The sequence below is a fragment of the Winogradskyella sp. genome (genome assembly GCF_013213835.1).
Lineage (GTDB): Bacteria > Bacteroidota > Bacteroidia > Flavobacteriales > Flavobacteriaceae > Winogradskyella.
In genome coordinates this window covers 80208-104602 of record NZ_JABSSU010000004.1, presented here as the reverse complement: position 1 = coordinate 104602, position 24395 = coordinate 80208, and the positions used below count along the sequence as shown (strand labels likewise).

The following is a 24395-nucleotide window of genomic DNA, read 5'->3' as shown; positions in this document are numbered from 1 at the left end:
CCACTTAGCACACTAAAAGCTTAATAGTGTAGTTATTTACTTATCAAAAAGAACGTACGTTGAAGTTTAAGGTAAAATATCTATTATCACTTTTGATTGTGGCAATAATTGCCCAAAGTTGTTCAAGAAAAAAGGACACCTTTATCAATAGAAATTTTCATGCATTAGGCACAAAATATAATGTCTTGTACAATGGAAATTTGGCATTAGATAGAGGTAAGCTGTCTGTTAATGATGCGTTTACGGAGAACTTCTGGGAATTACTTCCTGTTGAACGAATGAAGGTAGAAGATGATATTTTTTTACCAGGACAAAAGAACAATCCAGACTTTGACCTTGCTGAAGAGAAGGCTATAAAGGCTATTCAAAAGCATGGAATGAATATTGACGGTAAAGAGAAAAACCCTCAAATTGATGAGGCTTATTTGTTATTAGGAAAAGCGAGGTACTACGATCAACGTTTTGTTCCTGCACTAGCGGCATTCAATAATATCCTTAACAAGTATCCTACAAGTGATAAAATCAACCAAGTGAAAATTTGGCGCGAGAAAGCGAACATGCGTTTAGATAATAATGAGGTTGCAATTAAAAGACTAAAGCGTTTACTTGAAGAAGAAGAAGGTATAATTGAAGGCCAGGATTTAGCCGATGCGTCTGCGGCTTTAGCCCAAGCATATATTAACATTAAGGCAAAAGATAGTGCTATACCACAATTGGCAATTGCCGCCGAAAACACAAAGGTAAAGAGCGAAAAGGCGCGCTTCCATTTTATCAAAGGTCAACTTTATAACGAGTTTGAAGAAAAGGATAGCGCAAATATGGAATTTGATGCAATAATAAAAATGCATAGACAAATTCCTAGAGCCTTCTATATCAATGCACACCTTGAAAAATCATATAATTTTGAGCCTACTTCTAAGGAAAGTGAGATTGAATTTGAAGAGTACATGACAGAACTTTCCGAGAACAGAGAAAATAGGCCATTCCTAGATAAAATTTTCCATCGTATCGCTGAATATCATAAAGGGAAGGCTTCAGACAGTTTAGCAGAGGTGTTTTATAATAAGTCACTTAGAAAAACAACCACAGATAATTATTTGAGAGCGACCAATTATGAGACCTTAGGCAATATGTATTTTGATAGAACCATCTACAAAACAGCCGGCGCTTATTATGATAGTACTATGACTGCTATGGAAAAAAACACAAAGTCATATAGAACCATCAAAAAGAAGCGTGAGAATTTAGATGATGTTATCTATTACGAGGATATCGCACAATTAAATGATAGTATTCTTAGAATGATAAAGCTCCCTAAGGAAGAGCAATTAGCAATATATACTAAATACGCCGAAGATTTAAAGGCGAAGGCAATTGAGGAAGCAAAGAAAAAAGAAATAGAGGCCAGAAATCAAACCAATAGTCGTGTAAACAATCAAGTAAATACCCTAAATGTACCAGGAAAAGGTAATACGAATAATTCGATTTCAAGAACAAGTCCTAACAAAGGAGCCATGCCTATAGGATTACCTTCTAATAAAAATACCAGCAATTTTTATTTTTATAATCCTTCTACGGTTGCATATGGCAAAAGTGAGTTTTTAAAGTTATGGGGCGATCGCAAGTTACAAGACAATTGGAGACTGTCTGATGATCGTGCAGACTTAGAACGCGGGGAAAAAGGAGAGACAGAAAAAATAACAGGTACAGAAAAAGAATATGACCCACAAACTTATATTGCATCCTTACCAACAGATGAAGTTGTAATAGACAGTATAGCTAAGGATCGCAATTTTGCCTATTACCAATTAGGGATATTATACAAAGAAAAATTTAGTGAGTTTGAATTGTCTCAATCTCGTTTTGAAGATCTTTTAACTTATAATCCAGAAGAGCGTCTAATTTTACCTTCTAAATACAATCTATATAAGTTGTATGTTGAATTAGGATTAACCTCTAAAGCAGACGCTATGAAGTCTGACATTATTGCAAACTATCCAGATTCGAGATATGCTGAGATTTTAAGTAATCCAGACGCTGCACTTTCCAAAGACGAAAATAGTCCGGAAGCAATTTACAAGAACTTGTATCAACAGTTTGAAGAACAGAATTATGCTGAGGTAATTGCTGAAACAGAGCGACAGATTAAGCGATTTGAAGGTGATGACTTTGTGCCTAAGTTTGAAATTTTAAAAACATCGGCTAAAGGAAGACTATATGGGTTTGAAGCATATAAGGAAGGTATCAATTATATTGCTTTAACTTATGCCAACTCTGATGAAGGCAAGAAGGCTCAAGAGTTATTGCAGAATGCCATTCCTGTGCTTGCAAAAAAGGAATTTATCTCAGATGATAAGCCAAAGTATTTTAATGTAATTTATCATTTTCAGAATAGTGAAAATGAAGATTTAGAAGCTTTCAAGAAAACTTTGGAAGAAGAAATTGAAAAGAAAATATCTTATTTTGATTTAACGACCTCTATAGATGTCTATGACGAAAGTTCCACTTTTATCGTTGTGCATGGGCTAAAAAGTATACAAGGAGCAAAAGGTTTTGCAGAGCTGTTAAGTTCTGATGAAAAAGATAAAAGAGGAAGAAAGATTAAGCCAAAAATCACTAAGGAATATTTCGCTATATCTTCACCAAACTATACGATTATACAACGTCATAAAAACTTAAATGCATATTTAAAACTAGAGTAAAATAACTGATTATGTTTTCTTCAGATTCAAAATCCAAAAATTATAAAACCATGGAAACTGGCACACAACAAAATATCATTTCACAAGGCACAAAGATTGTTGGTGATATTGAAAGCAATGGACCATTTAGAATTGATGGCACTATTGAAGGTAATGTAAAAACTTCAGGAAAAGTTGTTGTTGGTAAAACAGGCTTAATTAAAGGGACTTTAGTTGGTGAAAATGCAGATTTTGAAGGTAAGTTTTCAGGTAAACTTATACTTTCGGGTACCTTATCATTAAAGTCAACTGCACATATTGAAGGTGAAGTGCACACTAGTAAACTTGCTGTTGAACCAGGAGCTACATTTAATGCAACTTGTAGCATGAAAGGTGCTGTAAAATCTTTAAGCAATGAGTCTTCTCAAACCATAGCAAGTGGACAAGGAAAAACGGCCTAATAAATTTTTGAGATTTACAGGTATTGCATTTCAAATGGGTTTAACTATTTATGCAGGTAATTGGTTGGGTAGTTGGTTAGATACAAAGTATAATTCTGACAAGTACGAATCTGTTGTAACACTGCTCGCGGTATTTTTGTCTATGTATCTAGTAATTTCTCAAGTTATTAAATTATCAAAGGACTAAAATGGTAAAATCTATCCTCATCTATTGTATTACATTTCTCGTAGTTTCTGTGCTGATTTTTTTAGTACACAGTAATTTTGTCGAAAGTTTGACATATAGTCTTAAAAATGTCTACATGTTTTTCGCTGTAAGTTCCTTCATAATTTGCACGTTGTTTAAACTTGGAAGTGGCAATAAAAAAATCAAAGATCAATTAGGTTTTATTTATTTAGCTGCTGTAGTTGTGAAATTGGCGTTTTTTGGTGTGATTTTTTATGATTCAGTTTTTACAGAACCATTGACAATGAAGTTGCGTATTTCGTTATTAATTCCTCTTTTTTCACTATTAATTTTTGAGGTGTTTTTCATTTCAAAAATCTTAAATCAAAAGCTTTAAAATTAATAAATTAAAAAAGAGTTTGAGATAGTAATTAATTGTGTACCTTTGCGCCGAATTTATTGAGCGTAATTTTTCAAAAGAAAGAAATGAAAATAGCACAAAAATCTATCAAAACTTATTTGTTTGCCCTTTTAGCATTGTTATCACTTACGCTACAGGCTAAAGAACCGGCTAATTCTCATGATGCTGGAGAGGTTGACACCAAAGAGGAAGTAAAAGACTATATTGTTCATCACCTTAAAGATTCTCATGATTTTCATTTGTTTTCTTACACTAGTGATGGTCAAAGAAAACATGTAGGTTTTCCATTACCAGTAATTGTATGGTCTAGTGAAGGTTTGGTGACCTTTATGTCTTCTGAGTTTCATCATGATGATAATGGTCATGTAATTGTTGAAAAAGGGGGACTTAAATTCACAAAGATTCACAGCAAAATTTACGAGTTAGAAGAAGGTGCTGCTGAAGTTGCTTTTGATGCAGATCATCATGCAACTAATGCTCATAAAGTTTTAGATTTATCCATTACTAAAAGTGTTTTTGGAGTGCTGTTAGTTGGCTTATTAATGTTTTTAGGTTTTTCTTCATTAGCTAAACAGTACAAGAAAAAACAAGTGCCAACAGGCTTTGGTCGTGTTTTAGAACCATTAGTACTTTATGTGAGAGACGAAATTGCAAGACCAAATATTGGTGAGAAACACTACAGACGTTTTACGGGATATTTATTAACGGTATTCTTTTTCATTTGGATATTGAACTTATTAGGTTTAACACCACTTGGGTTTAATGTAACAGGTCAATTGGCGGTAACTGCATGTTTGGCAATTTTTACATTGATAATATATACAGCTAGTGGAAACAAGGATTATTGGGGTCACGTATTATGGATGCCAGGTGTTCCGGTTTTTGTTAAGCCTGTATTAGCAATAATAGAATTAGCGGGGCATTTCTTAATTAAACCTTTCTCACTACTTGTGCGTTTGTTCGCAAACATTTCGGCAGGGCATATTGTAGTAATGAGTTTAATTGCGATTATGTTTACACTAAAGAGCGAATTAACTGTTGTAGGTGCAACAGGATTATCCTTAGTATTATCATTTTTTATAACATTAATAGAGGTGTTAGTAGCCTTCTTACAAGCGTATATCTTTACAATGCTTTCAGCATTATTTATTGGTATGGCAGTAGAAGAACACGACCACCATTAATATAAGAGTTTGTTTAATTAATTTAAATTTTTGGCTATGACAGTTCCAAATTTAGTAGGTGCAGGATTAATTGTAATCGGTGCTGGTATCGGATTAGGTAAAATTGGTGGAAGTGCAATGGAAGGTATTGCGCGTCAACCTGAAGCTACTGGTAAAATCCAAACTGCAATGATTATCATCGCTGCATTATTAGAAGGTTTAGCATTCGGTGCTTTATTCTTAGGAAATTAAGAATCGAAGAAAAACTAAAAGAACACAAATCCTGCAACGGTTGGTTGCAGGACGTGTTTTAAAAAAACATTAAAATTTACATTAAATAAATACATATAATGGAAACATTATTAAACGATTTTTCACCAGGGTTATTTATTGTTCAGACAATCTTATTATTAGGATTAATATTCTTATTAGTAAAGTTTGCATGGAAACCAATCTTAACATCGCTTAATGAAAGAGAAGAAGGTATTCAAAATGCATTAGATGCGGCCGAAAATGCTAAAAAGGAAATGGAAAACCTTAATGCAGATAATGAGCGTCTTCTTAAAGAAGCTAGAGCTGAGCGCGAAACGATGTTGAAAGAAGCTCGTGAGATGAAAGACAAAATTATCTCTGATGCTACAGAAGAGGCAAACGCAAAAGCAGGTAAGCTTATAGAGCAAGCTCAAGCAGCTATCGAAACTGAAAAGAAAGCTGCAATGGCTGAGTTAAAAACTCATGTTGCAAGTCTATCAATTGATATTGCTGAGAAAGTAGTAAAAGGAGAATTGTCAGATAAGAAGAAGCAACTTGCATTGGTTGATTCTATGATAGGTGACGCAACTTTAAACTAAGAGTATAATGGCAGGAACAAGAGCAGCAATACGTTATGCAAAAGCAGTATTAGATTTAGCCCAAGAACAAAAGGTAGCTGAAGCTGTAAATGCAGACATGAAAGCTATTGCCAATACAATTTCTGAAAATGAAGATTTAGACTTAATGCTTCAAAGCTCAGTTATAAAATCTGAATTAAAGAAAGACACATTATTAAAAGTGTTTACTAAGCTTAACAGTACTACAACAGGATTGTTAGACGTGTTAATTAGTAATAAACGAATAGATATCATTGGTGCTGTTGCAAATAAATATCAAGAGTTGTATGACAAGGCTCAAGGTATTGTGGAGGCTACAGTAACAACAGCAGTTCCATTAACTAAGGAGATTGAAACTAAAGCTTTAGCAAAGGTTAAGGAACTTACAGGTAGTGACAAAGTGGTCATTGCAAACACTGTAAATGAAGACATCATAGGTGGATTCATTTTACGAGTTGGTGATAAAGAGTATAATGCTAGTATCGCTAACCAGTTAAATAAGTTAAAAAGAGAATTTACATTAAATTAAAATAGTTAGAGAACTGACAGAAGTCTAACATCTAACATCTAATATCTAAATAAAGATGGCAGAAGTAAAACCAGCTGAAGTATCAGCAATTTTAAAACAACAACTTTCAGGTTTTGAGGCAAGTGCTTCATTAGATGAAGTAGGAACAGTATTAACTGTTGGTGATGGTATTGCACGTGTTTACGGATTATCTAACGCTCAATATGGTGAGTTAGTAGAGTTTGAAAACGGTTTAGAAGGAATCGTTCTTAACCTTGAAGAAGATAACGTTGGTGTTGTATTATTAGGACCTTCTAAAGAAATTAAAGAAGGTGCAACTGTTAAACGTACTGAGCGTATCGCTTCTATTAAAGTAGGAGAGGAAATGGTTGGTCGTGTTGTTGATACATTAGGTAACCCAATTGATGGTAAAGGACCTATTGGTGGTGACTTATATGAAATGCCTTTAGAGCGTAAAGCGCCAGGTGTTATCTATCGTCAACCAGTAGATGAGCCAATGCAAACAGGTATTAAGTCTATTGACGCTATGATCCCTGTAGGTAGAGGTCAGCGTGAGCTTGTAATTGGTGACCGTCAGACTGGTAAAACTACAGTATGTATTGATACTATCTTAAACCAGAAAGAATTTTATGATGCAGGAGAGCCTGTATTCTGTGTATATGTAGCTGTAGGTCAAAAAGCGTCTACTGTTGCTGGTATTGCTAAGACTTTAGAAGAAAAAGGAGCTTTAGCTTATACAGTAATTGTTGCTGCTAACGCATCTGATCCTGCACCAATGCAGGTATATGCACCATTCGCAGGTGCTGCAATTGGTGAGTACTTTAGAGATACTGGTCGTCCGGCATTAATCGTATATGATGATTTATCTAAGCAAGCGGTAGCTTACCGTGAGGTGTCATTATTATTACGTCGTCCACCAGGACGTGAGGCGTATCCAGGTGACGTTTTCTACTTACACTCAAGATTATTAGAGCGTGCGGCAAAAGTTATTGCTGATGATGATATTGCTAAGAACATGAATGATTTACCAGAATCATTAAAGCCAATCGTTAAAGGTGGTGGGTCTTTAACTGCTTTACCAATTATTGAAACGCAAGCTGGTGACGTATCAGCATATATCCCAACAAACGTAATTTCTATTACTGATGGACAGATATTCTTAGAATCAGATTTATTTAACTCTGGTGTACGTCCAGCGATTAACGTAGGTATTTCTGTATCTCGTGTAGGTGGTTCTGCTCAGATTAAATCTATGAAGAAAGTAGCGGGTACATTAAAGTTAGACCAGGCACAGTTCCGTGAATTAGAAGCATTCGCTAAGTTTGGTTCTGATTTAGATGCTGCAACGTTAAATGTAATTGAAAAAGGTAAGCGTAACGTAGAGATCTTAAAGCAAGCTCAAAACGATCCTTACACTGTAGAAGATCAGGTTGCAATTATCTATGCAGGTTCTAAAAACTTATTAAAAGATGTTCCTGTAGAGAAAGTAAAGGAATTTGAAAGAGATTATATCGAGTACTTAAATGCTAAGCATAGAGATACTTTAGATACATTAAAAGCAGGTAAATTAACAGACGAAGTTATTGATACTTTAACTACGGTTTGTAAAGACTTAGCTTCAAAATATAACTAAGATATTAGTATAGGGTATTGAGATGTTGAATTAAATATCTCAATACTCATTTCTCATTACTCAATACTTAAAGAGAATGGCAAACTTAAAAGAAATACGTAACAGAATATCATCAGTATCTTCGACGATGCAGATTACTAGTGCCATGAAAATGGTATCTGCTGCAAAGTTAAAGAAGGCACAAGATGCTATTACTGCTATGCGTCCTTATGCGGATAAGCTTACGGAATTATTACAAAGTTTAAGTGCGACTTTAGATGCTGATTCTGGAAGTAAATTTGCAGAACAACGCGAAGTTAATAAAGTCCTTATTGTTGCTATAACATCTAACAGAGGTTTATGTGGTGCGTTTAACTCTAACATTTTAAAAGAGGTAAACAAGCTTACTAATGAAACTTATGCTGGTAAAGAGGTGTCTTATCTAGCAGTAGGAAAAAAATCAAACGATGCACTTTCTAAGACAGGCAATGTTATTGCCAATAAGAGTGAAGTTTTTGATGACTTAACTTTTGATAATGTTGCTGAGATTGCACAGATGATTATGGACAAATTTGTTGAAGGTGAGTTTGATAAAGTAGAATTAGTTTACAACAAGTTTAAGAATGCTGCAACTCAGATTGTAATGACTGAGCAATTTTTACCAATAGTTCCTGTTGAAGGTGAGGCTAATGTAAATTTAGATTACATTTTTGAGCCTTCTAAAGCTGAGATTGTTGAAACACTTATTCCTAAGTCATTAAAAACTCAAATGTTTAAGGCAATAAGAGATAGTTTTGCTTCAGAACATGGTGCACGTATGACAGCAATGCATAAAGCAACAGATAACGCAACTGAGTTAAGAGATCAATTAAAATTAACTTATAACAAAGCACGTCAGGCAGCAATTACAAACGAAATCCTTGAAATTGTTGGTGGTGCAGAGGCACTGAACAATTAGGCTTTAGCCAAATGTTTAAAAGGTGCAGAGGCACTAAACAATTAGGCACAAGCAAAAAAATATAGTTGCATAGATTACGCAGAAGTAAGTAGATTTATACAATATTAAAAACCCAACTTGTTAGAGTTGGGTTTTTTATTATCAGAAGATAAAAAAAACATGTATTTTATCGATTAAAAGTTTAAAACGACGTTTAAAAGCACATATTTTATATCTTGTAGGTCCCATAGTAAATCTACCAGAACATGAAAGAACTTAGAAAGGCTGTTTTTGCAATTACATTTTTATTAATAATTCCTTTCGCAATCCAATGCGCTAGCCCTAAGATTACAGTACCAGAGTTTCAGAAACAAGCACCTTTTGCAATTAACAAAGTATATTTTCAAAATTGGTATGCTGGTGTAAAATTGGGAAATACTGGTGTAGATATATTTGTTCCGTTAGAGAATAAAAATGAAAATGTTAAAATAGATAGTATTTTCTTTAAAAACCTAAAGGGTAAACTCTCTGAGAATAAAGGAAGTTATACTGTACTTCTTAGGGAAGAACCAGTATCAATTTTTCAAGAAGAGCCAAGAAATCAATTTGGTTTAGATGATGATGAATTTGTAATTAGTTACATTCAAGATAATGAGACAAAATACTACAAGACAAATAATTCTAAGCAATTGTCCAGTGTATCGTTTCAATATGTAAAGAAATCATATTTAAAGTCTGAAAATAGAGATGTAATTGTGTCTTTAGATGAGGATGAATTTGAGGATTAGTCTTAAATCTTATTAATCAAAAGGCCTCATTTTAATGAGGCTTTTTTATGTTTTAAAATGTCTCTTCTTTTATAGCTTAAGTAGAATTAGATTTAGTGATATAAATTCTATCTTTAAACTTTATTTTTTGACTAACTATTGACTGCATTTTCAAAACTTTTTAAGCAAACATTTATTTATGGTTTAGCAACTGTGCTACCAAGAATGCTAAGTTTTCTTCTTGTGCCGCTATATACCAGTGAAGCAGTACTTGCAAATCCTTCTGAGTATGGTAAAGTCTCTGTGATTTTCTCGTATTTTGTTTTGTTTAATGTGCTCTTGGCTTATGGAATGGAAACGGCTTTTTTTCGGTTTTTTAATAAAGAAGCAGATAAAAATAAGGTCGTTAGTACTTCAACCATTTCACTAATTATAACATCACTTGGCTTTTTTGCTTTGGCAATGGTATTTCAAAACCAAATAGCTAGTGTCATTGATATAGATGTTAAGTATATTAAATTGGTGATATGGATATTGCTTTTAGACGCTTTGGTTATTATACCATTTGCATGGTTAAGAGCAAACGAAAAACCTATGCAATATGCTATTGTTAAAATACTTAATGTTGCAGTTAATATTGGGTTGAATCTATTCTTTTTATTAGCTCTAAAATCCTTAGCTAAAAATGGAAGTGTTTTTGAAAGCATATACATCCCAAACTTCGAAATCAGTTACATTTTCATTGCCAATCTCGTAGCTAGTGCTATTACGCTTGTAGCAATGTCTTCTTTCTTTACAAAACTTACCTATAAGTTTGATAAAGAACTATGGAAACAAATGCTGCGGTATGCTATTCCGGTTTTAGTTGCAGGTATTGCCTTTTCTATCAACGAAACATTCGACAGGATTCTTCTCAAAGAATTATTGCCATCTGACATTGCAGAAAGAGAAATTGGTACGTATTCCGCATGTTATAAGTTAGCATTGTTTATGACCTTGTTTGCGACTGCATATCGTTTAGGAATTGAACCTTACTTTTTCAGTCATGCCAATACTAAGAATCCACAGAAGAATTATGCTAACATATTAGAATTTTTTGTCGCATTTGGTTCAATTATACTTTTAGCAGTTGTTGTATTTGCAGATGTATTAAAGCCGTTAATCATTAGAAGTGAAGCCTATTGGGAAGCGATGTGGATTGTACCAATAATTTTATTAGCTAATTTCTGTCTTGGTATTTATCATAACCTTTCGGTATGGTATAAAATTACAGATAGAACACGTTTCGGAGCCTACATATCCGTGCTTGGAGCTATAATTACTTTAGTGATAAATATCTTGTTTATAGAGAAGTATAGCTATAAGGCTTCAGCCATTGCCACGTTAGTTGCATATGCATCTATGATGCTATTGTCATATGGTTTTGGAAGAAAGTATTATCCAATTCCATATAATCTCAAGAAAATAGGTGTATATCTTACGGTTTCAATAATGCTTTCTGTGATATCTTTTTATAAATATAGAGGAGATTATATTGTTGGTATATCACTGTTAGTTGTATTTTTGGGATTAGTTATTGTGCTTGAAAAGAAACAATTAATGTCCTTCCTGCGTAACCGTTGAGTTGTCATACTGAGCTTGTCGAAGTATATTCAAGGTGTAGCAGGAATTTATAAACTAACAATGAAGTAGATTCAACCTTCAATTGAATTGATTATGAAAATAAGAATCATTAATAAATCTAATCACGATTTACCACATTATGAAACCATAGCATCTGCCGGAATGGATTTGCGTGCTAGTATTTCTGAACCAAGAATTTTAAAACCTTTAGAACGTACAATTATAGGTACAGGCTTATTTATAGAGCTGCCTATAGGTTTTGAAGCGCAAGTAAGACCAAGAAGTGGTTTAGCTGCAAAAAAAGGAATTACAGTCCTTAATGCACCTGGAACCGTAGATGCTGATTACAGAGGAGAAATAGGTGTGATTTTGGTAAATCTTTCTAATGAAGATTTCACCATAGAAAATGGTGAGCGTATCGCACAATTAGTCATAGCTAAACACGAGCGTGCAGAATGGGAATTAACCGAAGCACTTTCAGAAACAGCGAGAGGTGAAGGCGGCTTTGGAAGTACAGGAGTAAAATAAACAACCAAACAATTAAAAGAATCAACTCATAAAATGAAAATAATAGTACCAATGGCAGGTCGAGGTTCTAGACTAAGACCACATAGTTTAACAGTACCAAAACCATTAATTCCGGTTGCAGGACAGCCAATAGTGCATAGACTAGTAAAAGACATTGCAAAGGTTTTAAAACAGCCAATTGAAGAAATAGCATTTGTATTAGGAGACCCAGCATGGTTTGGAGATGATGTGGTTGCTAGTTTAACGGCTTTAGCAGAAGAATTAGGAGCAAAGCCATCTATTTATAGACAAGACAAACCTTTAGGAACTGGTCATGCCATTATGAGTGCAGAGCCATCACTTTCTGGCCCTGCGGTAATTGCCTATGCAGATACATTAATTAGAGCTGAGTTTGATTTAGACCCAAACGCAGATAGCGTTATTTGGACGAAACGTGTAGAAAACCCAGAAGCCTATGGTGTTGTGAAGTTAAATGATAATGATGAAATCGTTGAACTTGTAGAAAAACCAAGCGAATTTGTAAGCGACCAGGCGGTTATTGGGATTTATTACTTCAAAGATGTTGCTGTGTTAAAGCAAAAGCTACAAGAAGTTTTAGATGAAAACTTAATGCATGGAGGTGAATACCAAATCAATGATGGTATTAAGAAAATGATGGCTGAAGGACGTGTTTTTAAAACCGGAACTGTTGATGAATGGATGGATTGCGGTAATAAGAATGTAACGCTAGAGACCAACGCAAAAATGTTAGGTTTCTTAGCCGCTGATAACGAAGAACAATTGATTCATGATTCAGTAGTATTAGAAAATTCAAATATCATTGAACCATGTTGTATTGGTGCAGGTACTGTATTACGCAATACTTCAATTGGTCCAAACGTTTCAATTGGGAAAGACTGTGTTCTAGAAAATTCTAACGTTAAAAATAGTTTAATTCAAAACGAAACAATTATCAAAAATGCTAATTTAGATGAAGCCATGATTGGTAATTATGTTAAGTATGATGGCAGCTTTACTAAAATTAGTATTGGCGATTATTCAGTTTTGGAATAATTATTGGAAATTTTACTTGCAATGTCAGACTGAGCGTAGTCGAAGTCTAAATATAAACTTGGAACAACTTTTGAAATAGACTTGTCATTCCTGCAAGGTCACTAAGGTGTCATACTGAGCTTGTCAAAGTATACTCGAAGTGAACGTAGGAATCTCAAAAATGAAAAAATTAATTTACATATCAATCTTTATCTTCGGAATACTTTGTATACCACAATACGCATATGCGCAGGTAGATTTTAACAAGGTTCCAGATGATGATTTAGGTAATGTGGAAGACGAGTTCCAAGAACACTTTTTTGAAGCCTTAAAACAAAAAGGCATTGAAAACTATGAGCGCGCTGTAGAAGCACTACACAAATGTCTAAATCTAAATAGCAAAAGACCAGTCATTTATTTTGAGTTAGGCAAAAATTATAAAAGCCTTAAGAACTTTGGCGCAGCTGAAGATAATCTTAAGAAGGCCATTAGCATGCAACCAGATAATGAATGGTTTTTAGATGAACTGTATGATGTATACTATCAACAAGATGATATAGATAATGCCATAAAGACCATTAAGCAGTTGGTAAAATATCATCCAGACTATAAAGAGGATTTGGCAGCCTTGTACGTGCGAGAGAAACAATATAAGCAAGCATTAGATATTTTAGACGAGCTCGATAAGCAATTAGGCGTCACTGAACAAAGAGATGCCATGCGTAATGAAATTTATGATATTACTGGCAATGCTGATGACCGCATAGATAATTTAAAGCAACGCATTGCTAATAATCCAAATAATGAAGAAAATCATCTACAGTTAATTTACAGATATAGTCAGACAGGAGACAAAAAAAATGCCTATAAAGCTGCTCAAAACTTATTGAAAATTAATCCGGAATCTAAATTAGTTCACTTGGCGTTGTATAAATTTTATCTTGATGATGATAAAGTTGATAAAGCCATTGCTTCTGTAAAAAAGGTGCTTACAAGTGCCGAAATAAATGCAGATGCTAAAACTAAGGTATTGAAAGATTTTGTGGCTTTTGTAGCTAGAAATCCTCAATATGAACAAGATTTAGTTGAAATTACTAGTCTGGTAGATGATAATAAGACAGCTCAAACTCATGGAGACTTAGCTCAGTATTATTTAAAAGCAGGTGACAAAGCGAAATCTTTATATCATTATAAAGAAGCTTTAAAACAAGACCCTAATGACTTTAAACTAATTAGAGATATTCTATTACTTCAATTAGATTTAAAGCAGTTTGAAGTGGTAATAAACGATAGTTTAAATGCCTTAGAATTATATCCTGCTCAACCAATATTATATTTAACGAATGGTGCAGCTCATAATAATCTTGGCAATTATAAGGACGCCATTGATAATTTAGAAATAGGATTAGATTTTCTGGTTGATAACCCAAAAATGGAAGCTGATTTTTATGCACAATTAAGTGTTGCATACAAGGCTTTGAATAATATAAGTAAGTCAGACTCGTTTGCTAAGAAGGCGTTATTGATAAGAGCACAACAATAAAATTGCGAAGAACATGTCACACTGAGCGCAGGCGAAGTGTTTTTAGTTAACGAAATTGAATTTTTTAATTGAAAATGAATATACTACATATATATTTAAATATTAGAAGCCTGAGAGTCTTAATGGCCTTAGGGATGTTAGTTTTCATCACATCATGCAAATCCGCAAAAAGTGTCATTGCATCCGGTGAAGCCAGTAACAGATTATCTGCCAAGCAGGTTATTAAGGAGCATCAGAAAAATGATGCCGATTTTAAAACCATGCAAGCGCGAGTTAAGATAGATTTGATTCAAGGAGATAAATCTCAAGGTGCTACGTTTAACTTAAGAGTAGAAAAAGATGAAGTCATTTGGTTAAGTGCACCATTAGGATTGGCAAGACTAATGATTACACCAGAAAAAGTACGTTTTTATAATAAGCAAGGCAACGAGTATTTTGATGGTGATTACAAATTACTAAGCGATTTTGCAGGTGTAGATTTAGATTTTAATAAAGTACAGAACATATTACTAGGTCAAGCGATATACGATTTAAAAGCACAACCACATAAGGTGTCAGTTAATGACAATTCATATGCATTGCAACCAAAAGACCAAAATGCGTTGTTAGAGTTATTTTATTTAATAAATCCGGCGCACTTTAAGATGGATAGTTTACAACTTTATCAACAATTAGAAAGACGTCATTTACAAGTAGATTATGAATCTTACCAAGAGGTTGATAAGCAAGTATTTCCTAAGGATGTTAAAGTTATAGCTGTAAATGACAGAGATGAGGTTTCGGTAATAATGGATTTTAAATCTATCACTCTAAATCAAGATGTACGTTTTCCGTTTAAGATACCTAAGGGTTATAAAGAAATGGTGATTAAATAGAATACATGAAGCGATTATATATACTTTTCTTTTTAGGATGCTTATGTTGTTCAATGTCTGTTTCTGCTCAGAGTGATAAACAGAAAAAACTCGAAGCACAACGTCAGCAAATCCTTAGGGAAATGAAACAGATTAATGCTTTACTATTTAATAAGAAGAAAGAGCAAAAGTCTGAAATGACTTTAATTGAAGACCTTAACTACAAGGTAAGCGTTAGAAAAAACCTCATTAGAATTACTAACGAACAAGCAAACCTGCTCACTAGAGAAATTAATACCAATCAGAGAGAAATAACAAGTTTAAGAACACAACTACAGGAGTTAAAGGATGATTATGCTGCAATGATTGTAAAGTCATATAAAAGCAAGTCTGAACAAAGTAAGGTGATGTTTTTATTGTCTTCAGAGAACTTTAAGCAAGCTTATAAAAGATTGCAGTATATAAAGCAATATGCTGATTATCAGAAAGAGCAAGGAGAAGCGATTAAAACTAAAACAAAAGAACTACAAGAACTTAACTTAAAGTTATCAGAACAGAAAAAGGATAAGGACAAGCTTATTAAAGAAAATAGAGTTGCTAAAAGAGCATTAGAAAAGGAACTAAAGCAACACGAAGTACTCATGGCTTCTATAAAGTCAGATATGAGTAAATATACTGCTCAAATCCAAAAGAAAAAGCAAGAAAGAGACAGAATTGATAAAGAAATCGATAGACTAATTAGAGAAGCAATCGCAGCTTCTAACAAGAAAGCTGGTAAAAAGAATTCAACGGGTAAATTCGTGCTAACACCAGAAGATAAAATTGTTGGTAACAGTTTTGCCGCTAATAAAGGGAATTTAGGTTGGCCAGTATCTAGAGGAGTTATAAAAGGAAAATTTGGTAAAAGACGATCATTAACGGATGCTTCCGTGACTAATAATTATAAAAGTATTCAAATCGCTACAGAATCTAATGCCGATGTCAAAGCTGTATTCAATGGTGAAGTTTCTCAAATTTTAATTGTAAAAAATGGCAATCCGGCAGTACTAATTAGACATGGTAATTATTTGTCGGTTTACATGAATCTAGCAAAGATAAACGTAAAAAAAGGTGACAAAATTACTAAAGGTCAAATTATTGGAAAGGTTTTTACCAATAAGGCTAAAGGTGAAACACTTTTAGGCTTTAGAATTTACAAAAATGATAAAGCACTGAACCCTGAATACTGGCTAGCTAAGCATTAAACACGCACAACGACATATCCATTTCTAGTCTTTCTGTAGTGTCTGCCATTAAAATAATAATAGCGTTTACCTTTAACTCTTACAACCTTATATTGACGTGGTAATTTTTTCACAACAGTAACTGTTGTTGGTTGTTTTACTACAACACGTCTTGCACAAGAGGTTGTTCCTAATGCAAACACTAAGACTAAAGTATAGACTAAATATCTCATCATTAAATAAATTTGGTTTAGAGATAAGACTAAATAAGTTTAAAAAGGTTTAATTATCATTCCTGCCAAAGCAGGAAACTTTTTTTGTCTAAAAAAGAGAAAGGTAATATACTTTATATACCAAATCTTAGATGTCAGACTAAGCGTAGTAGATGTCTAAGTGGTGTATTACTCAAAAAGCGCTTTTAATTCGGTAGCATCTAAAGGTTTCATTTTACCAGCCAAAACAAGACTTAATTGTTTACGGCGCAAAGCAGCTTCGTAACGTTGTTTTTCTAGATCCGTTTCAGGCACTAATTCAGCGATTTTAACAGGTCTTCCTGTTTCATCCACAGCAACAAATGTGTAAATGGCTTCATTTGCTTTTATACATTCACCAGATTCTCTATCCTCAATCCAAACATCTAGATACACTTCCATAGAACTTGAAAAGGCTCTGGAAACCTTAGCTTCAATAGTTACAACACTTCCTAAAGGAATAGCCCTATTAAAGGCAACATGATTAACTGAAGCTGTAACAACTATACGTCGACTATGTCTTCTAGCTGCAATACTTGCAGCTCTATCCATACGCGCCAGTAATTCACCACCAAATAAGTTATTTATAGGATTGGTTTCACTTGGTAAAACCAAATCAGTCATTACTGTTTTAGACTGTGCCGCTGTTCTTGGTTGCATAATGTTTGAAATTTCTGCAAAGATAAGTTGATTTTAGATTGTAGGTGTACGATTTAGCATTTTAATCCAAGGTTAGAGTCATCTTACTTGAGTATTAAAAAATGAAAAATGAAGGAAGTAAAAAGCTATTAATCTAACTTCTTAATTAATAACCAAGCATCTTGATTATGCTCTAGTCTGATATTGAAAAGTGCACGCTGGGCATCAGCTCTATTATCATAGCTCGAGTAAACTACTTCATGTAGTCCGTATCTGTTCTTACCTATTTTACGCGCTTTATAACCTAATTCTCTCAGCTGATTTACTTTTTTATCAGAGTTGGCCTCAACTCTAAAAGCACCAGCAACAACATGATAATTACCTGTTTGTTTTTCAAGCAATAAGGTAGCTGCAGGTAATGGGTTAGTGATAACAAACGTTGCTTCTTGCACTTTAGCATCAAGTTGTGCGTTAGCTTCTTCTTGTGCTAATTGATTGTGATCTTCAATTGTTGAATTATAATAATTAGCAGCACCAAAACCACTCAAACCTAAAATAATTACAGCTGCCGCAGCATATTTTAACCAATTGCGACTAGATCGTCTTTCTGGTGTAATTGCTATTGGTGCTACAGTTTCAATTTTAGTAATCTCTTCTTTATAGATTTCACGTTTAATATCAGAACTTCTATAATGAGACAGTCCAAAAGAGTCTGTTAAGTAGTTGATATGATTAGAAGGGTTAAAAAGTATATTCCCTTCAGAATTTAGAATTAAATCACCAATATTTTCTAATTTAATAGTTTCACCTTCTGTCAAATAAGACTTTATGGCTTTAACATGTTTCGATATTTTGTCTATCGCAATGTTGTATGGAATCTTTTCTATTTCGGCAATATAGTTTGCTAAAAGCCCATCGTTATTTTGAATTTGCTCGTTAAACGATAATATCTTTTTTGGAGGATAAAATGTGTGTGTTGTATCATGAATTTTTGCAGATACTCTATTTGATATAAATGCACCAAATTCCGGAATAGTTACACATTCGTAACGGTAAAGAAGATCACTTATATAGGTTTCTAATTGCATACAAAAACAAAGTTAAAAATTTTTGTAGGTGATAAAAGTTTGTGTTCACATAGTTATTAACATCTCAAAATTTAGTTTCTTGTAGGTTTAAAATCAATCACATATAATGACAGATCAACAATTAATTTTTGCATTGGCTTTACAACACGTACTAAAAATAGGTCCAACTACAGCAAAAAAGTTGATTAATCATTGTGGCTCTGCAGAAGCTGTACTTAAAGAAAAGCGAAGTAATCTTCTAAAAATTGATGGCATAGGAGCTGTTACTATAGACGGTCTTTTTGATGATTCATATATTGCTGAAGCTGAACAAGAGTTAAAGTTTATTAGAGATAATAATATTGTTGCTCACTATTTTACAGAAGACAGTTACCCTGAAAGATTAAAGCATTGTATTGATGGTCCAATTGTATTGTTTCAATCGGGTAATATTAATTTAAAACAGCAGCCTATAATTAGTATTGTCGGAACAAGAAAAATAACCACAAATGGTGTTGCGTTTTGTGAAAAGCTTGTAGAAACCTTATCGCCTTACAATCCGGTTATAGTTTCAGGTTTTGCTTATGGCACTGATATTACTGCCCAAAAAGCTGCGGTAAAGCACAATCTGCAAACCATTGGTTGTTTGGCTCATGGCCTTAATCAGATTTATCCTAAAGTGCATAAAAAATACGTTGCTGACATAGAAAACCATGGTGGCTTTTTTACAGATTTTTGGAGTACAGATGTCTTTGACAGAAACAATTTTCTTAAACGCAATAGAATTATTGCGGGATTAAGCGAGGCGACCATAGTTATTGAGTCTGCCGAAAAAGGTGGTAGTTTAGTTACTGCTGACATTGCAAATTCTTATAACAGAGAAGTATTTGCAGTGCCAGGAAGAATAACAGATAGCCAAAGTATAGGTTGTAATAATCTTATAAAATATCAAAAAGCGCATTTGTTGTCGAATCCGTTAGATGTGCCTTATATGTTAAACTGGCAGCTAGAAGATGACACTACAAGTTCTAAATCAGTAATACAAAAGCAGCTATTTGTGGAATTAGATGTAGAAGAGAAAATCATCTATGATTATCTAAAAGATAACGACAAAGAATTGCTTGATACTATTGCCTTTGATTGCAAAATTCCCTCATATAAATTAGCGGGTATTTTACTCAATATGGAATTAAAAGGTCTGGTAAGACCTTTACCTGGAAAATTGTTTGAAATAATTTAAACTATACTAATGAGAAAACTGATTTTACTTTTCTTAATTTTTCAAAATATAAGCTTTGCTCAAAATGATACAATAAAGTCCTTTGATGTAATGACAAAGACAACCTACATTGATACATTGGGACAAGAAGTGTATTATGAAAGGATTAATAAAACCAATGATAGTTTGTTTTTTGAAGACAGTAACTATAGAATTATTGAGAACAAAATTGTAAAGTATGGCGATTATTACAAACATATAAGGAATGGTAAACTAATTAAGGAAGAGCATCATCCAAAACCAAAAAATATTAAGACAATTACCCTAAAAGATAGTCTAGGCAAAACGGAATTCGTGATTAAGTGTCAGGACAATGAAATCAAAGAGATTGATAAATACGAAAAGGAACTTTTAATATTTAGAGCAAAGTACGGCTTAAATAATTTATCTGAAGAGTATGAGTATATAGATGGCGGATTTATTCTATCACAAAAACACTATGGTATTAAGACTAATTATCTGGTGCTTTTGGATGAACAATCTAAAGAAGTAGTCTCAAAATCAAAAATTTCTGAAGAAATACCTGTTAGTATAAAAGAGGATGCTGATGGTTACTATTTTGTTCCAGAAGATCAAGATCTTGAATCTCAATTATATTCACAGTTTAAAAAATACTGTTGTCATAAATAGGGATATATCAACTAGATGTATGAGTTAAAAATTTTAATACCCAACTTTAGCTCTCACACGTTTTAAGACATCATCGGCAACAACTTTCGCTTTATCGGCGCCTTTTGCTAAAGCTGCATCAACTTCATTAAGATTATCCATGTAGTAGTTATAACGTTCTCTAGGTTCAGCAAAACGCTCTAAAATAAGCTCGTATAAAGCTTGCTTTGCATGGCCATAACCGTAGTTTCCACCTTCATAGTTTGCTTTCATAACTGCAACCTGTTCTTCTGACGCTATAATATTATATAGGGCAAAACAGTTACAGGTAGACCAATCTTTAGGTTCCTCTAGTGGTGTACTATCCGTTTGAATGGACATGATTTGCTTACGAAGTTTCTTTTCTGGTAAAAAGATATTAATGGTGTTACCTTTACTCTTACTCATTTTTGCACCATCAGTACCAGGAATTAGCATCGTGTCTTTTTGAATATCCGCCTGTGGTAATACAAATGTTTCACCTCCCATTTTAGCATGAAAACGAGATGCTACATCTCTTGTCATTTCAATATGTTGCTCTTGGTCCTTACCAACAGGTATAATCTCCGCATCATACAATAGAATATCTGCTGCCATCAGCATAGGGTAAGTAAATAAACCACCATTAACATCATCCAACCGGTCAGCTTTATCTTTAAAGCTATGTGCCAATTCTAAACGTTTAAATGGAAAGAAACAGTTGAGGTACCAAGCCAGTTCAGTAACTTGTGCAACGTCACTTTGTCTGTAAAACACTGTCTGATCTATATCTAAACCAAAGGCCAACCAGGTGGCAGCCGTAGAATACGTATTGCTACGTAGTGTTTCTGCATCTTTAATTTGGGTTAAAGAGTGCAGGTCTGCAATAAAGAGATATGATTCGTTTGCATCGTCTTTTGCCTTTTCAATTGCGGGTATAATTGCACCTAAAATGTTACCTAAATGAGGTGTTCCTGTGCTTTGTATTCCTGTTAGTATCCTTGCCATAATATTTCCTGTGAAAGCAGGAATCATTTTAAATTAAACTAAAAAATTCAAAAAAAAAGCTCATAATATGATGAGATTTCTCGACTACGCTCAAAATGACAGCGCAATAAAATTTAAGGAACAAAGATAATTTTTTTAGTAGAACTATTTAATTAGTTTTGATGCCATGGCAATCTTTAAGTATCCATTTTGGATTTTATATCGTATTTATTTCTATATCTTGGTAACACTGCCAATTCTTTTATTGTTGCCGGCACTTTTAATTGTAATATCTAGAGAAAAATGGTATCCACAGTTCTTTAAAATTGCACGATTTTGGGCTAAGTTTATTCTCATAGGTATGGGATTTTCTTATAAGATTAAGACCAAACAAAAACCGAAAACAGGTGAGAGTTATATGTTCATTGCAAATCATACATCAATGACAGACATAATGCTGATGTTGGCAAGTGTTAAAAATCCCTTTGTTTTCGTTGGCAAAAAAGAATTAGCAAACATTCCGCTATTCGGTTTTGTATATAAACGTACATGTATATTAGTAGATAGAAGCAGTGCTAAAAGCAGACAAGCGGTGTTTTTAAGAGCACAGAGGCGTCTTAAACAAGGATTGAGTATTTGTATATTTCCAGAAGGAGGTGTTCCAGATGAAGAAATAATTCTAGATGACTTTAAAGATGGTGCGTTTAGATTAGCCATTAATCATCAAATTCCAATTGTACCAATGACGTTTTATGATAATAAAAAGCGTTTTTCATACACATTTTTCAGTGGTGGACCTGGTAGAATGAGAGTGAAAATTCACGAATTTTTAGACACCAAAGATTTGAAAATTGAAGACACTAAGTCTCTCAATAAAAAAGCAAGAGAAATTATATATAAAGAATTATCAAAATCTTTAAAAAAATAAAAGCTACCCAACCATGAGTAGCTTTTGTCATCATTGCTTGATAATTGCCTTACCACAGGGCAATTCTCTTTTTTTTAACCTAAAACTTATAAATTATTCCTGTATACAACCCAATAAAGAATGGTCTAAAATTACCAAAGGTATTATTGAATGTATTGATTTGATATTTAAACTGAGGCTCTAAATTTATATTCCACTTTTTAGTGACATTATAATTTAGTCCTAAACCAAAATTGGCACTGAAACTTGTATTATTAATATTGTTAGCTTCCCCAATTAAAGTTGAAGTACCGTCTATATCAGCAAAAATTTCATTTTCATTTAAAAAGAAAGTACTGAAACCACCAACAACATTTAACCCAAATTTCTTATCTAATAATTTGTATTCTATCTCAAGAGGTATTTCTATGAATCCGAAGCGTTGATCTAAATCGCCAGTAAGTTTAGTGTTAAAAACTTCTGGTGCTGAGGCTCTATTCATCACTTTAGAGCTCATAAGAGCGACATTAGCACCTTCTCTAAGTGTAATATTACCTTGAGATTGGCTTGATTGAGAAGCGTTATCACTACTTGCTACAATTATATCAGATCCTGAGAATGCATAAACACCTGAAGTTGTATAATTAAGATTCACACGATTAACACCAGCTCTTACTTTAATTCTATCAGAAATAGCATAACTGCCAGTTATGCCATAACTCATGTTAATGTCGCTTCCTTTGCTATTGGTATTAAATTGATTGTGAATCGGAGATCCTTCCCCCAATGAAGCAAAGTAAACAGGCGCAACATTTGGCGTAATGCTCCACCTGTTAGGTTCATCATCTTTTTCTTTTTCAATTATGTCGTCATTATTATTTTCAGCAATAGCACTTTCTATAGATTCTTTTTCCTTTTCAATAGTACTTACTTCTTTTTGTTCATTTATTATAGTACTATTTTCCTTAATGTTATCTCCTTTATTCGTAATTTCAGTAACAGTAGAAGAATTATTTTCTATTGCCTTTTTAAGTTCTGAATTAATAAATTCATTACTCGACAAATCATTTTTAGTTTTCTCTGTGCTTTGAGTGTTGTCGCTTGCTGCTACAGTATTTTTAGGTGTACTTTCTCCATTAATTAATTCATTAACTGAGGATTTTAGAGTTTTACTTGTCTGGTTAGTACTATTATCTTCTGTAAGTAGACCTAGAGTTTTTGTACTATTATTAAATGGTTGTGATGAGGTGTTAGTTAATGCATCATTGCTGTCTGTGTTCTTATCCTCATTGTTTTGATGAATATCAGATTCAACTAAACTAGTATTGTTTAATTCTTCAGAAGATTTAGTTCTGTCATTGGATGCATCTAATGTACTATTCTCATTCTTTTTTGTATCAGAGTTATTTTCTGTTTCTGTATTAACAATAACTGGTGTATCACTAGAATTTTCTTCTGAATTAAAAAACGAAAAACCTATATTTAAAAGAAGTACAACACTAGCTGCAACACCAGCAATCTGCCACCAGATTGGAATCACTCTGCGTTTTTTCTTTTCGTTATTAGGTAGACTTTCGTTTATACGATTCCATATTGCATCGTTTGGTGCAACTTCGAAATCTTTAAACTTTTCCTGAAAAAGTCTATCTATGTTTTTCTTTTCACTCATTTTATAATGACTGCGAATTTAAACTCGCTTTATAACTCTCTATTTTTTCTTTTAAAATTAGCCTTGCTCTTGCAAGGTTAGATTTTGATGTTCCAGTAGAAATATTAATCAATTCACTTATTTCTACATGAGAATAACCGTCTAATACATATAAATTAAACACCAATCTATATCTATTTGGTAATTCTTGGATGATGCCGAGTAAAAAATCTAAACTCAATTCATCATCATTTAAATCTACTGAGACGTCTTCTATATTGCCTTCGTTTATTATATCATAAACTCCTACATCATCTCTGTAGCGTTGCAATGCTGTGTTAATTGCAATGCGTTTTAACCAACCTTCAAAAGAACCTTTGTTTTTATACTGATCTATTTTACTAAAAACAGTAATAAAAGCATCATGCAGAACGTCTTCTGCTTCTGCATAGTTTGAACAATACTTAAGACAAAGCGAAAATAATTTACTTGCATATTGCTTGTATAACTGACTTTGTGCTTTAGCATCTTGTTTTATACACTTTTTAATGAGTTGTTCTAAACTCACATTGTATTGGTTA

At 33.3% G+C, this 24395-nt stretch carries 26 protein-coding genes; 20 read left to right on the top strand and 6 right to left on the bottom strand.

Annotation, left to right across the window (positions count from 1 at the left end):
- Positions 1–59 precede the first annotated feature (59 nt).
- The 17 genes from HRU50_RS06220 to HRU50_RS06145 all read left to right on the top strand — a co-directional run bounded on the left by HRU50_RS06220 (position 60) and on the right by HRU50_RS06145 (position 16430).
- The gene (locus HRU50_RS06220; protein WP_296349294.1) at positions 60–2702 is read left to right on the top strand and encodes a hypothetical protein; all 2643 of its coding nucleotides are present in this window, start codon (positions 60–62) and stop codon (positions 2700–2702) included.
- 11 nt (positions 2703–2713) lie between these two features.
- Positions 2714–3142 carry a polymer-forming cytoskeletal protein gene (locus HRU50_RS06215; protein WP_296349291.1) on the top strand — a complete coding sequence of 143 codons (429 nt, stop codon included), beginning with the start codon at positions 2714–2716 and terminating at the stop codon, positions 3140–3142.
- Positions 3120–3329, top strand: coding sequence for an AtpZ/AtpI family protein (locus HRU50_RS06210; RefSeq protein ID WP_296349290.1), 210 nt, complete (start codon positions 3120–3122; stop codon positions 3327–3329). Before HRU50_RS06215 ends, HRU50_RS06210 begins: the two co-directional genes overlap by 23 nt.
- A gap of 1 nt (position 3330) precedes the next feature.
- Positions 3331–3705: a DUF6168 family protein gene (locus tag HRU50_RS16030; protein ID WP_366927349.1), complete on the top strand. Its 375-nt coding sequence runs from the start codon at positions 3331–3333 to the stop codon at positions 3703–3705.
- 89 nt (positions 3706–3794) lie between these two features.
- Complete coding sequence (atpB, locus tag HRU50_RS06205; RefSeq protein ID WP_296349288.1) at positions 3795–4913, top strand: F0F1 ATP synthase subunit A; 1119 nt, start codon at positions 3795–3797, stop codon at positions 4911–4913.
- A gap of 36 nt (positions 4914–4949) precedes the next feature.
- On the top strand, positions 4950–5144 hold the full coding sequence (atpE, locus tag HRU50_RS06200) for an ATP synthase F0 subunit C (RefSeq protein WP_296349286.1): 195 nt from the start codon (positions 4950–4952) through the stop codon (positions 5142–5144).
- Positions 5145–5242: 98 nt separating this feature from the next.
- A complete protein-coding gene (locus HRU50_RS06195; RefSeq protein WP_296349284.1) occupies positions 5243–5743 on the top strand; it encodes a F0F1 ATP synthase subunit B in 501 nt (166 codons plus the stop codon).
- Between the two features lie 7 nt (positions 5744–5750).
- Positions 5751–6290, top strand: a complete 540-nt coding sequence (gene atpH, locus HRU50_RS06190; RefSeq protein ID WP_296349281.1) for an ATP synthase F1 subunit delta — start codon at positions 5751–5753, stop codon at positions 6288–6290.
- A 55-nt stretch (positions 6291–6345) separates the two neighbouring features.
- On the top strand, positions 6346–7923 hold the full coding sequence (gene atpA, locus HRU50_RS06185) for a F0F1 ATP synthase subunit alpha (RefSeq protein ID WP_296349279.1): 1578 nt from the start codon (positions 6346–6348) through the stop codon (positions 7921–7923).
- Between the two features lie 76 nt (positions 7924–7999).
- On the top strand, positions 8000–8860 hold the full coding sequence (gene atpG, locus HRU50_RS06180) for an ATP synthase F1 subunit gamma (protein ID WP_296349278.1): 861 nt from the start codon (positions 8000–8002) through the stop codon (positions 8858–8860).
- Positions 8861–9105: 245 nt separating this feature from the next.
- The gene (locus tag HRU50_RS06175; RefSeq protein WP_296349277.1) at positions 9106–9627 is read left to right on the top strand and encodes a hypothetical protein; all 522 of its coding nucleotides are present in this window, start codon (positions 9106–9108) and stop codon (positions 9625–9627) included.
- 138 nt (positions 9628–9765) lie between these two features.
- The gene (locus HRU50_RS06170) at positions 9766–11229 is read left to right on the top strand and encodes an oligosaccharide flippase family protein (protein WP_296349275.1); all 1464 of its coding nucleotides are present in this window, start codon (positions 9766–9768) and stop codon (positions 11227–11229) included.
- A 93-nt stretch (positions 11230–11322) separates the two neighbouring features.
- Positions 11323–11757, top strand: a complete 435-nt coding sequence (dut, locus tag HRU50_RS06165) for a dUTP diphosphatase (RefSeq protein WP_296349273.1) — start codon at positions 11323–11325, stop codon at positions 11755–11757.
- A 33-nt stretch (positions 11758–11790) separates the two neighbouring features.
- A complete protein-coding gene (locus tag HRU50_RS06160; RefSeq protein ID WP_296349271.1) occupies positions 11791–12810 on the top strand; it encodes a sugar phosphate nucleotidyltransferase in 1020 nt (339 codons plus the stop codon).
- Between the two features lie 160 nt (positions 12811–12970).
- Positions 12971–14332 (top strand): tetratricopeptide repeat protein, encoded by a 1362-nt coding sequence (locus tag HRU50_RS06155; RefSeq protein ID WP_296349268.1) that lies wholly within the window; start codon positions 12971–12973, stop codon positions 14330–14332.
- Between the two features lie 74 nt (positions 14333–14406).
- On the top strand, positions 14407–15207 hold the full coding sequence (locus HRU50_RS06150) for a DUF4292 domain-containing protein (RefSeq protein ID WP_296349266.1): 801 nt from the start codon (positions 14407–14409) through the stop codon (positions 15205–15207).
- 5 nt (positions 15208–15212) lie between these two features.
- Positions 15213–16430 carry a peptidoglycan DD-metalloendopeptidase family protein gene (locus HRU50_RS06145; RefSeq protein ID WP_296349265.1) on the top strand — a complete coding sequence of 406 codons (1218 nt, stop codon included), beginning with the start codon at positions 15213–15215 and terminating at the stop codon, positions 16428–16430.
- Here the strand turns inward: HRU50_RS06145 and HRU50_RS06140 are convergent.
- The 3 genes from HRU50_RS06140 to HRU50_RS06130 all read right to left on the bottom strand — a co-directional run bounded on the left by HRU50_RS06140 (position 16427) and on the right by HRU50_RS06130 (position 18387).
- A complete protein-coding gene (locus HRU50_RS06140; RefSeq protein ID WP_296349264.1) occupies positions 16427–16645 on the bottom strand; it encodes a DUF6515 family protein in 219 nt (72 codons plus the stop codon). The two genes, HRU50_RS06145 and HRU50_RS06140, sit on opposite strands and share 4 nt — an antisense overlap.
- Positions 16646–16810: 165 nt before the next feature.
- The gene (locus HRU50_RS06135) at positions 16811–17320 is read right to left on the bottom strand and encodes an acyl-CoA thioesterase (RefSeq protein ID WP_296349262.1); all 510 of its coding nucleotides are present in this window, start codon (positions 17318–17320) and stop codon (positions 16811–16813) included.
- Between the two features lie 128 nt (positions 17321–17448).
- Positions 17449–18387 (bottom strand): SPOR domain-containing protein, encoded by a 939-nt coding sequence (locus tag HRU50_RS06130; protein ID WP_296349260.1) that lies wholly within the window; start codon positions 18385–18387, stop codon positions 17449–17451.
- Between the two features lie 106 nt (positions 18388–18493).
- Here HRU50_RS06130 and dprA point away from each other — a divergent pair, with 106 nt between their 5' ends.
- Together dprA and HRU50_RS06120 are read left to right on the top strand one after the other, a co-directional pair.
- A complete protein-coding gene (gene dprA / locus HRU50_RS06125) occupies positions 18494–19606 on the top strand; it encodes a DNA-processing protein DprA (protein WP_296349258.1) in 1113 nt (370 codons plus the stop codon).
- A gap of 9 nt (positions 19607–19615) precedes the next feature.
- On the top strand, positions 19616–20275 hold the full coding sequence (locus HRU50_RS06120) for a hypothetical protein (protein ID WP_296349257.1): 660 nt from the start codon (positions 19616–19618) through the stop codon (positions 20273–20275).
- Between the two features lie 33 nt (positions 20276–20308).
- On the opposite strand, the gene trpS is transcribed toward HRU50_RS06120, so the two are convergent.
- Positions 20309–21280: a tryptophan--tRNA ligase gene (gene trpS / locus HRU50_RS06115; protein WP_296350145.1), complete on the bottom strand. Its 972-nt coding sequence runs from the start codon at positions 21278–21280 to the stop codon at positions 20309–20311.
- Between the two features lie 166 nt (positions 21281–21446).
- Between trpS and HRU50_RS06110 the strand changes: the two genes are divergently transcribed.
- Positions 21447–22187, top strand: a complete 741-nt coding sequence (locus HRU50_RS06110; RefSeq protein WP_296349255.1) for a 1-acyl-sn-glycerol-3-phosphate acyltransferase — start codon at positions 21447–21449, stop codon at positions 22185–22187.
- Between the two features lie 79 nt (positions 22188–22266).
- Here HRU50_RS06110 and HRU50_RS06105 read toward each other — a convergent pair whose 3' ends face one another.
- Positions 22267–23835 carry a hypothetical protein gene (locus tag HRU50_RS06105; protein WP_296349253.1) on the bottom strand — a complete coding sequence of 523 codons (1569 nt, stop codon included), beginning with the start codon at positions 23833–23835 and terminating at the stop codon, positions 22267–22269.
- 1 nt (position 23836) lies between these two features.
- Complete coding sequence (locus HRU50_RS06100) at positions 23837–24382, bottom strand: RNA polymerase sigma factor (protein ID WP_296349250.1); 546 nt, start codon at positions 24380–24382, stop codon at positions 23837–23839.
- Positions 24383–24395: the final 13 nt, after the last annotated feature.

Excerpts from the sequence above, each read along its gene's own strand:
- HRU50_RS06130 (WP_296349260.1), bottom strand. The coding sequence starts at position 18,387 with ATGCAATTAGAAACCTATATAAGTGATCTTCTTTACCGTTACGAATGT.
- HRU50_RS16030 (WP_366927349.1), top strand. The coding sequence starts at position 3,331 with ATGGTAAAATCTATCCTCATCTATTGTATTACATTTCTCGTAGTTTCT.
- HRU50_RS06150 (WP_296349266.1), top strand. The coding sequence starts at position 14,407 with ATGAATATACTACATATATATTTAAATATTAGAAGCCTGAGAGTCTTA.
- HRU50_RS06160 (WP_296349271.1), top strand. The coding sequence starts at position 11,791 with ATGAAAATAATAGTACCAATGGCAGGTCGAGGTTCTAGACTAAGACCA.
- HRU50_RS06195 (WP_296349284.1), top strand. The coding sequence starts at position 5,243 with ATGGAAACATTATTAAACGATTTTTCACCAGGGTTATTTATTGTTCAG.
- HRU50_RS06110 (WP_296349255.1), top strand. The coding sequence starts at position 21,447 with ATGGCAATCTTTAAGTATCCATTTTGGATTTTATATCGTATTTATTTC.
- HRU50_RS06145 (WP_296349265.1), top strand. The coding sequence starts at position 15,213 with ATGAAGCGATTATATATACTTTTCTTTTTAGGATGCTTATGTTGTTCA.
- HRU50_RS06175 (WP_296349277.1), top strand. The coding sequence starts at position 9,106 with ATGAAAGAACTTAGAAAGGCTGTTTTTGCAATTACATTTTTATTAATA.
- atpB (WP_296349288.1), top strand. The coding sequence starts at position 3,795 with ATGAAAATAGCACAAAAATCTATCAAAACTTATTTGTTTGCCCTTTTA.
- HRU50_RS06155 (WP_296349268.1), top strand. The coding sequence starts at position 12,971 with ATGAAAAAATTAATTTACATATCAATCTTTATCTTCGGAATACTTTGT.
- HRU50_RS06135 (WP_296349262.1), bottom strand. The coding sequence starts at position 17,320 with ATGCAACCAAGAACAGCGGCACAGTCTAAAACAGTAATGACTGATTTG.
- atpH (WP_296349281.1), top strand. The coding sequence starts at position 5,751 with ATGGCAGGAACAAGAGCAGCAATACGTTATGCAAAAGCAGTATTAGAT.
- dprA (WP_296349258.1), top strand. The coding sequence starts at position 18,494 with ATGACAGATCAACAATTAATTTTTGCATTGGCTTTACAACACGTACTA.
- atpA (WP_296349279.1), top strand. The coding sequence starts at position 6,346 with ATGGCAGAAGTAAAACCAGCTGAAGTATCAGCAATTTTAAAACAACAA.
- atpG (WP_296349278.1), top strand. The coding sequence starts at position 8,000 with ATGGCAAACTTAAAAGAAATACGTAACAGAATATCATCAGTATCTTCG.
- HRU50_RS06105 (WP_296349253.1), bottom strand. The coding sequence starts at position 23,835 with ATGAGTGAAAAGAAAAACATAGATAGACTTTTTCAGGAAAAGTTTAAA.
- HRU50_RS06215 (WP_296349291.1), top strand. The coding sequence starts at position 2,714 with ATGTTTTCTTCAGATTCAAAATCCAAAAATTATAAAACCATGGAAACT.
- atpE (WP_296349286.1), top strand. The coding sequence starts at position 4,950 with ATGACAGTTCCAAATTTAGTAGGTGCAGGATTAATTGTAATCGGTGCT.
- HRU50_RS06120 (WP_296349257.1), top strand. The coding sequence starts at position 19,616 with ATGAGAAAACTGATTTTACTTTTCTTAATTTTTCAAAATATAAGCTTT.
- HRU50_RS06140 (WP_296349264.1), bottom strand. The coding sequence starts at position 16,645 with ATGATGAGATATTTAGTCTATACTTTAGTCTTAGTGTTTGCATTAGGA.
- trpS (WP_296350145.1), bottom strand. The coding sequence starts at position 21,280 with ATGGCAAGGATACTAACAGGAATACAAAGCACAGGAACACCTCATTTA.
- dut (WP_296349273.1), top strand. The coding sequence starts at position 11,323 with ATGAAAATAAGAATCATTAATAAATCTAATCACGATTTACCACATTAT.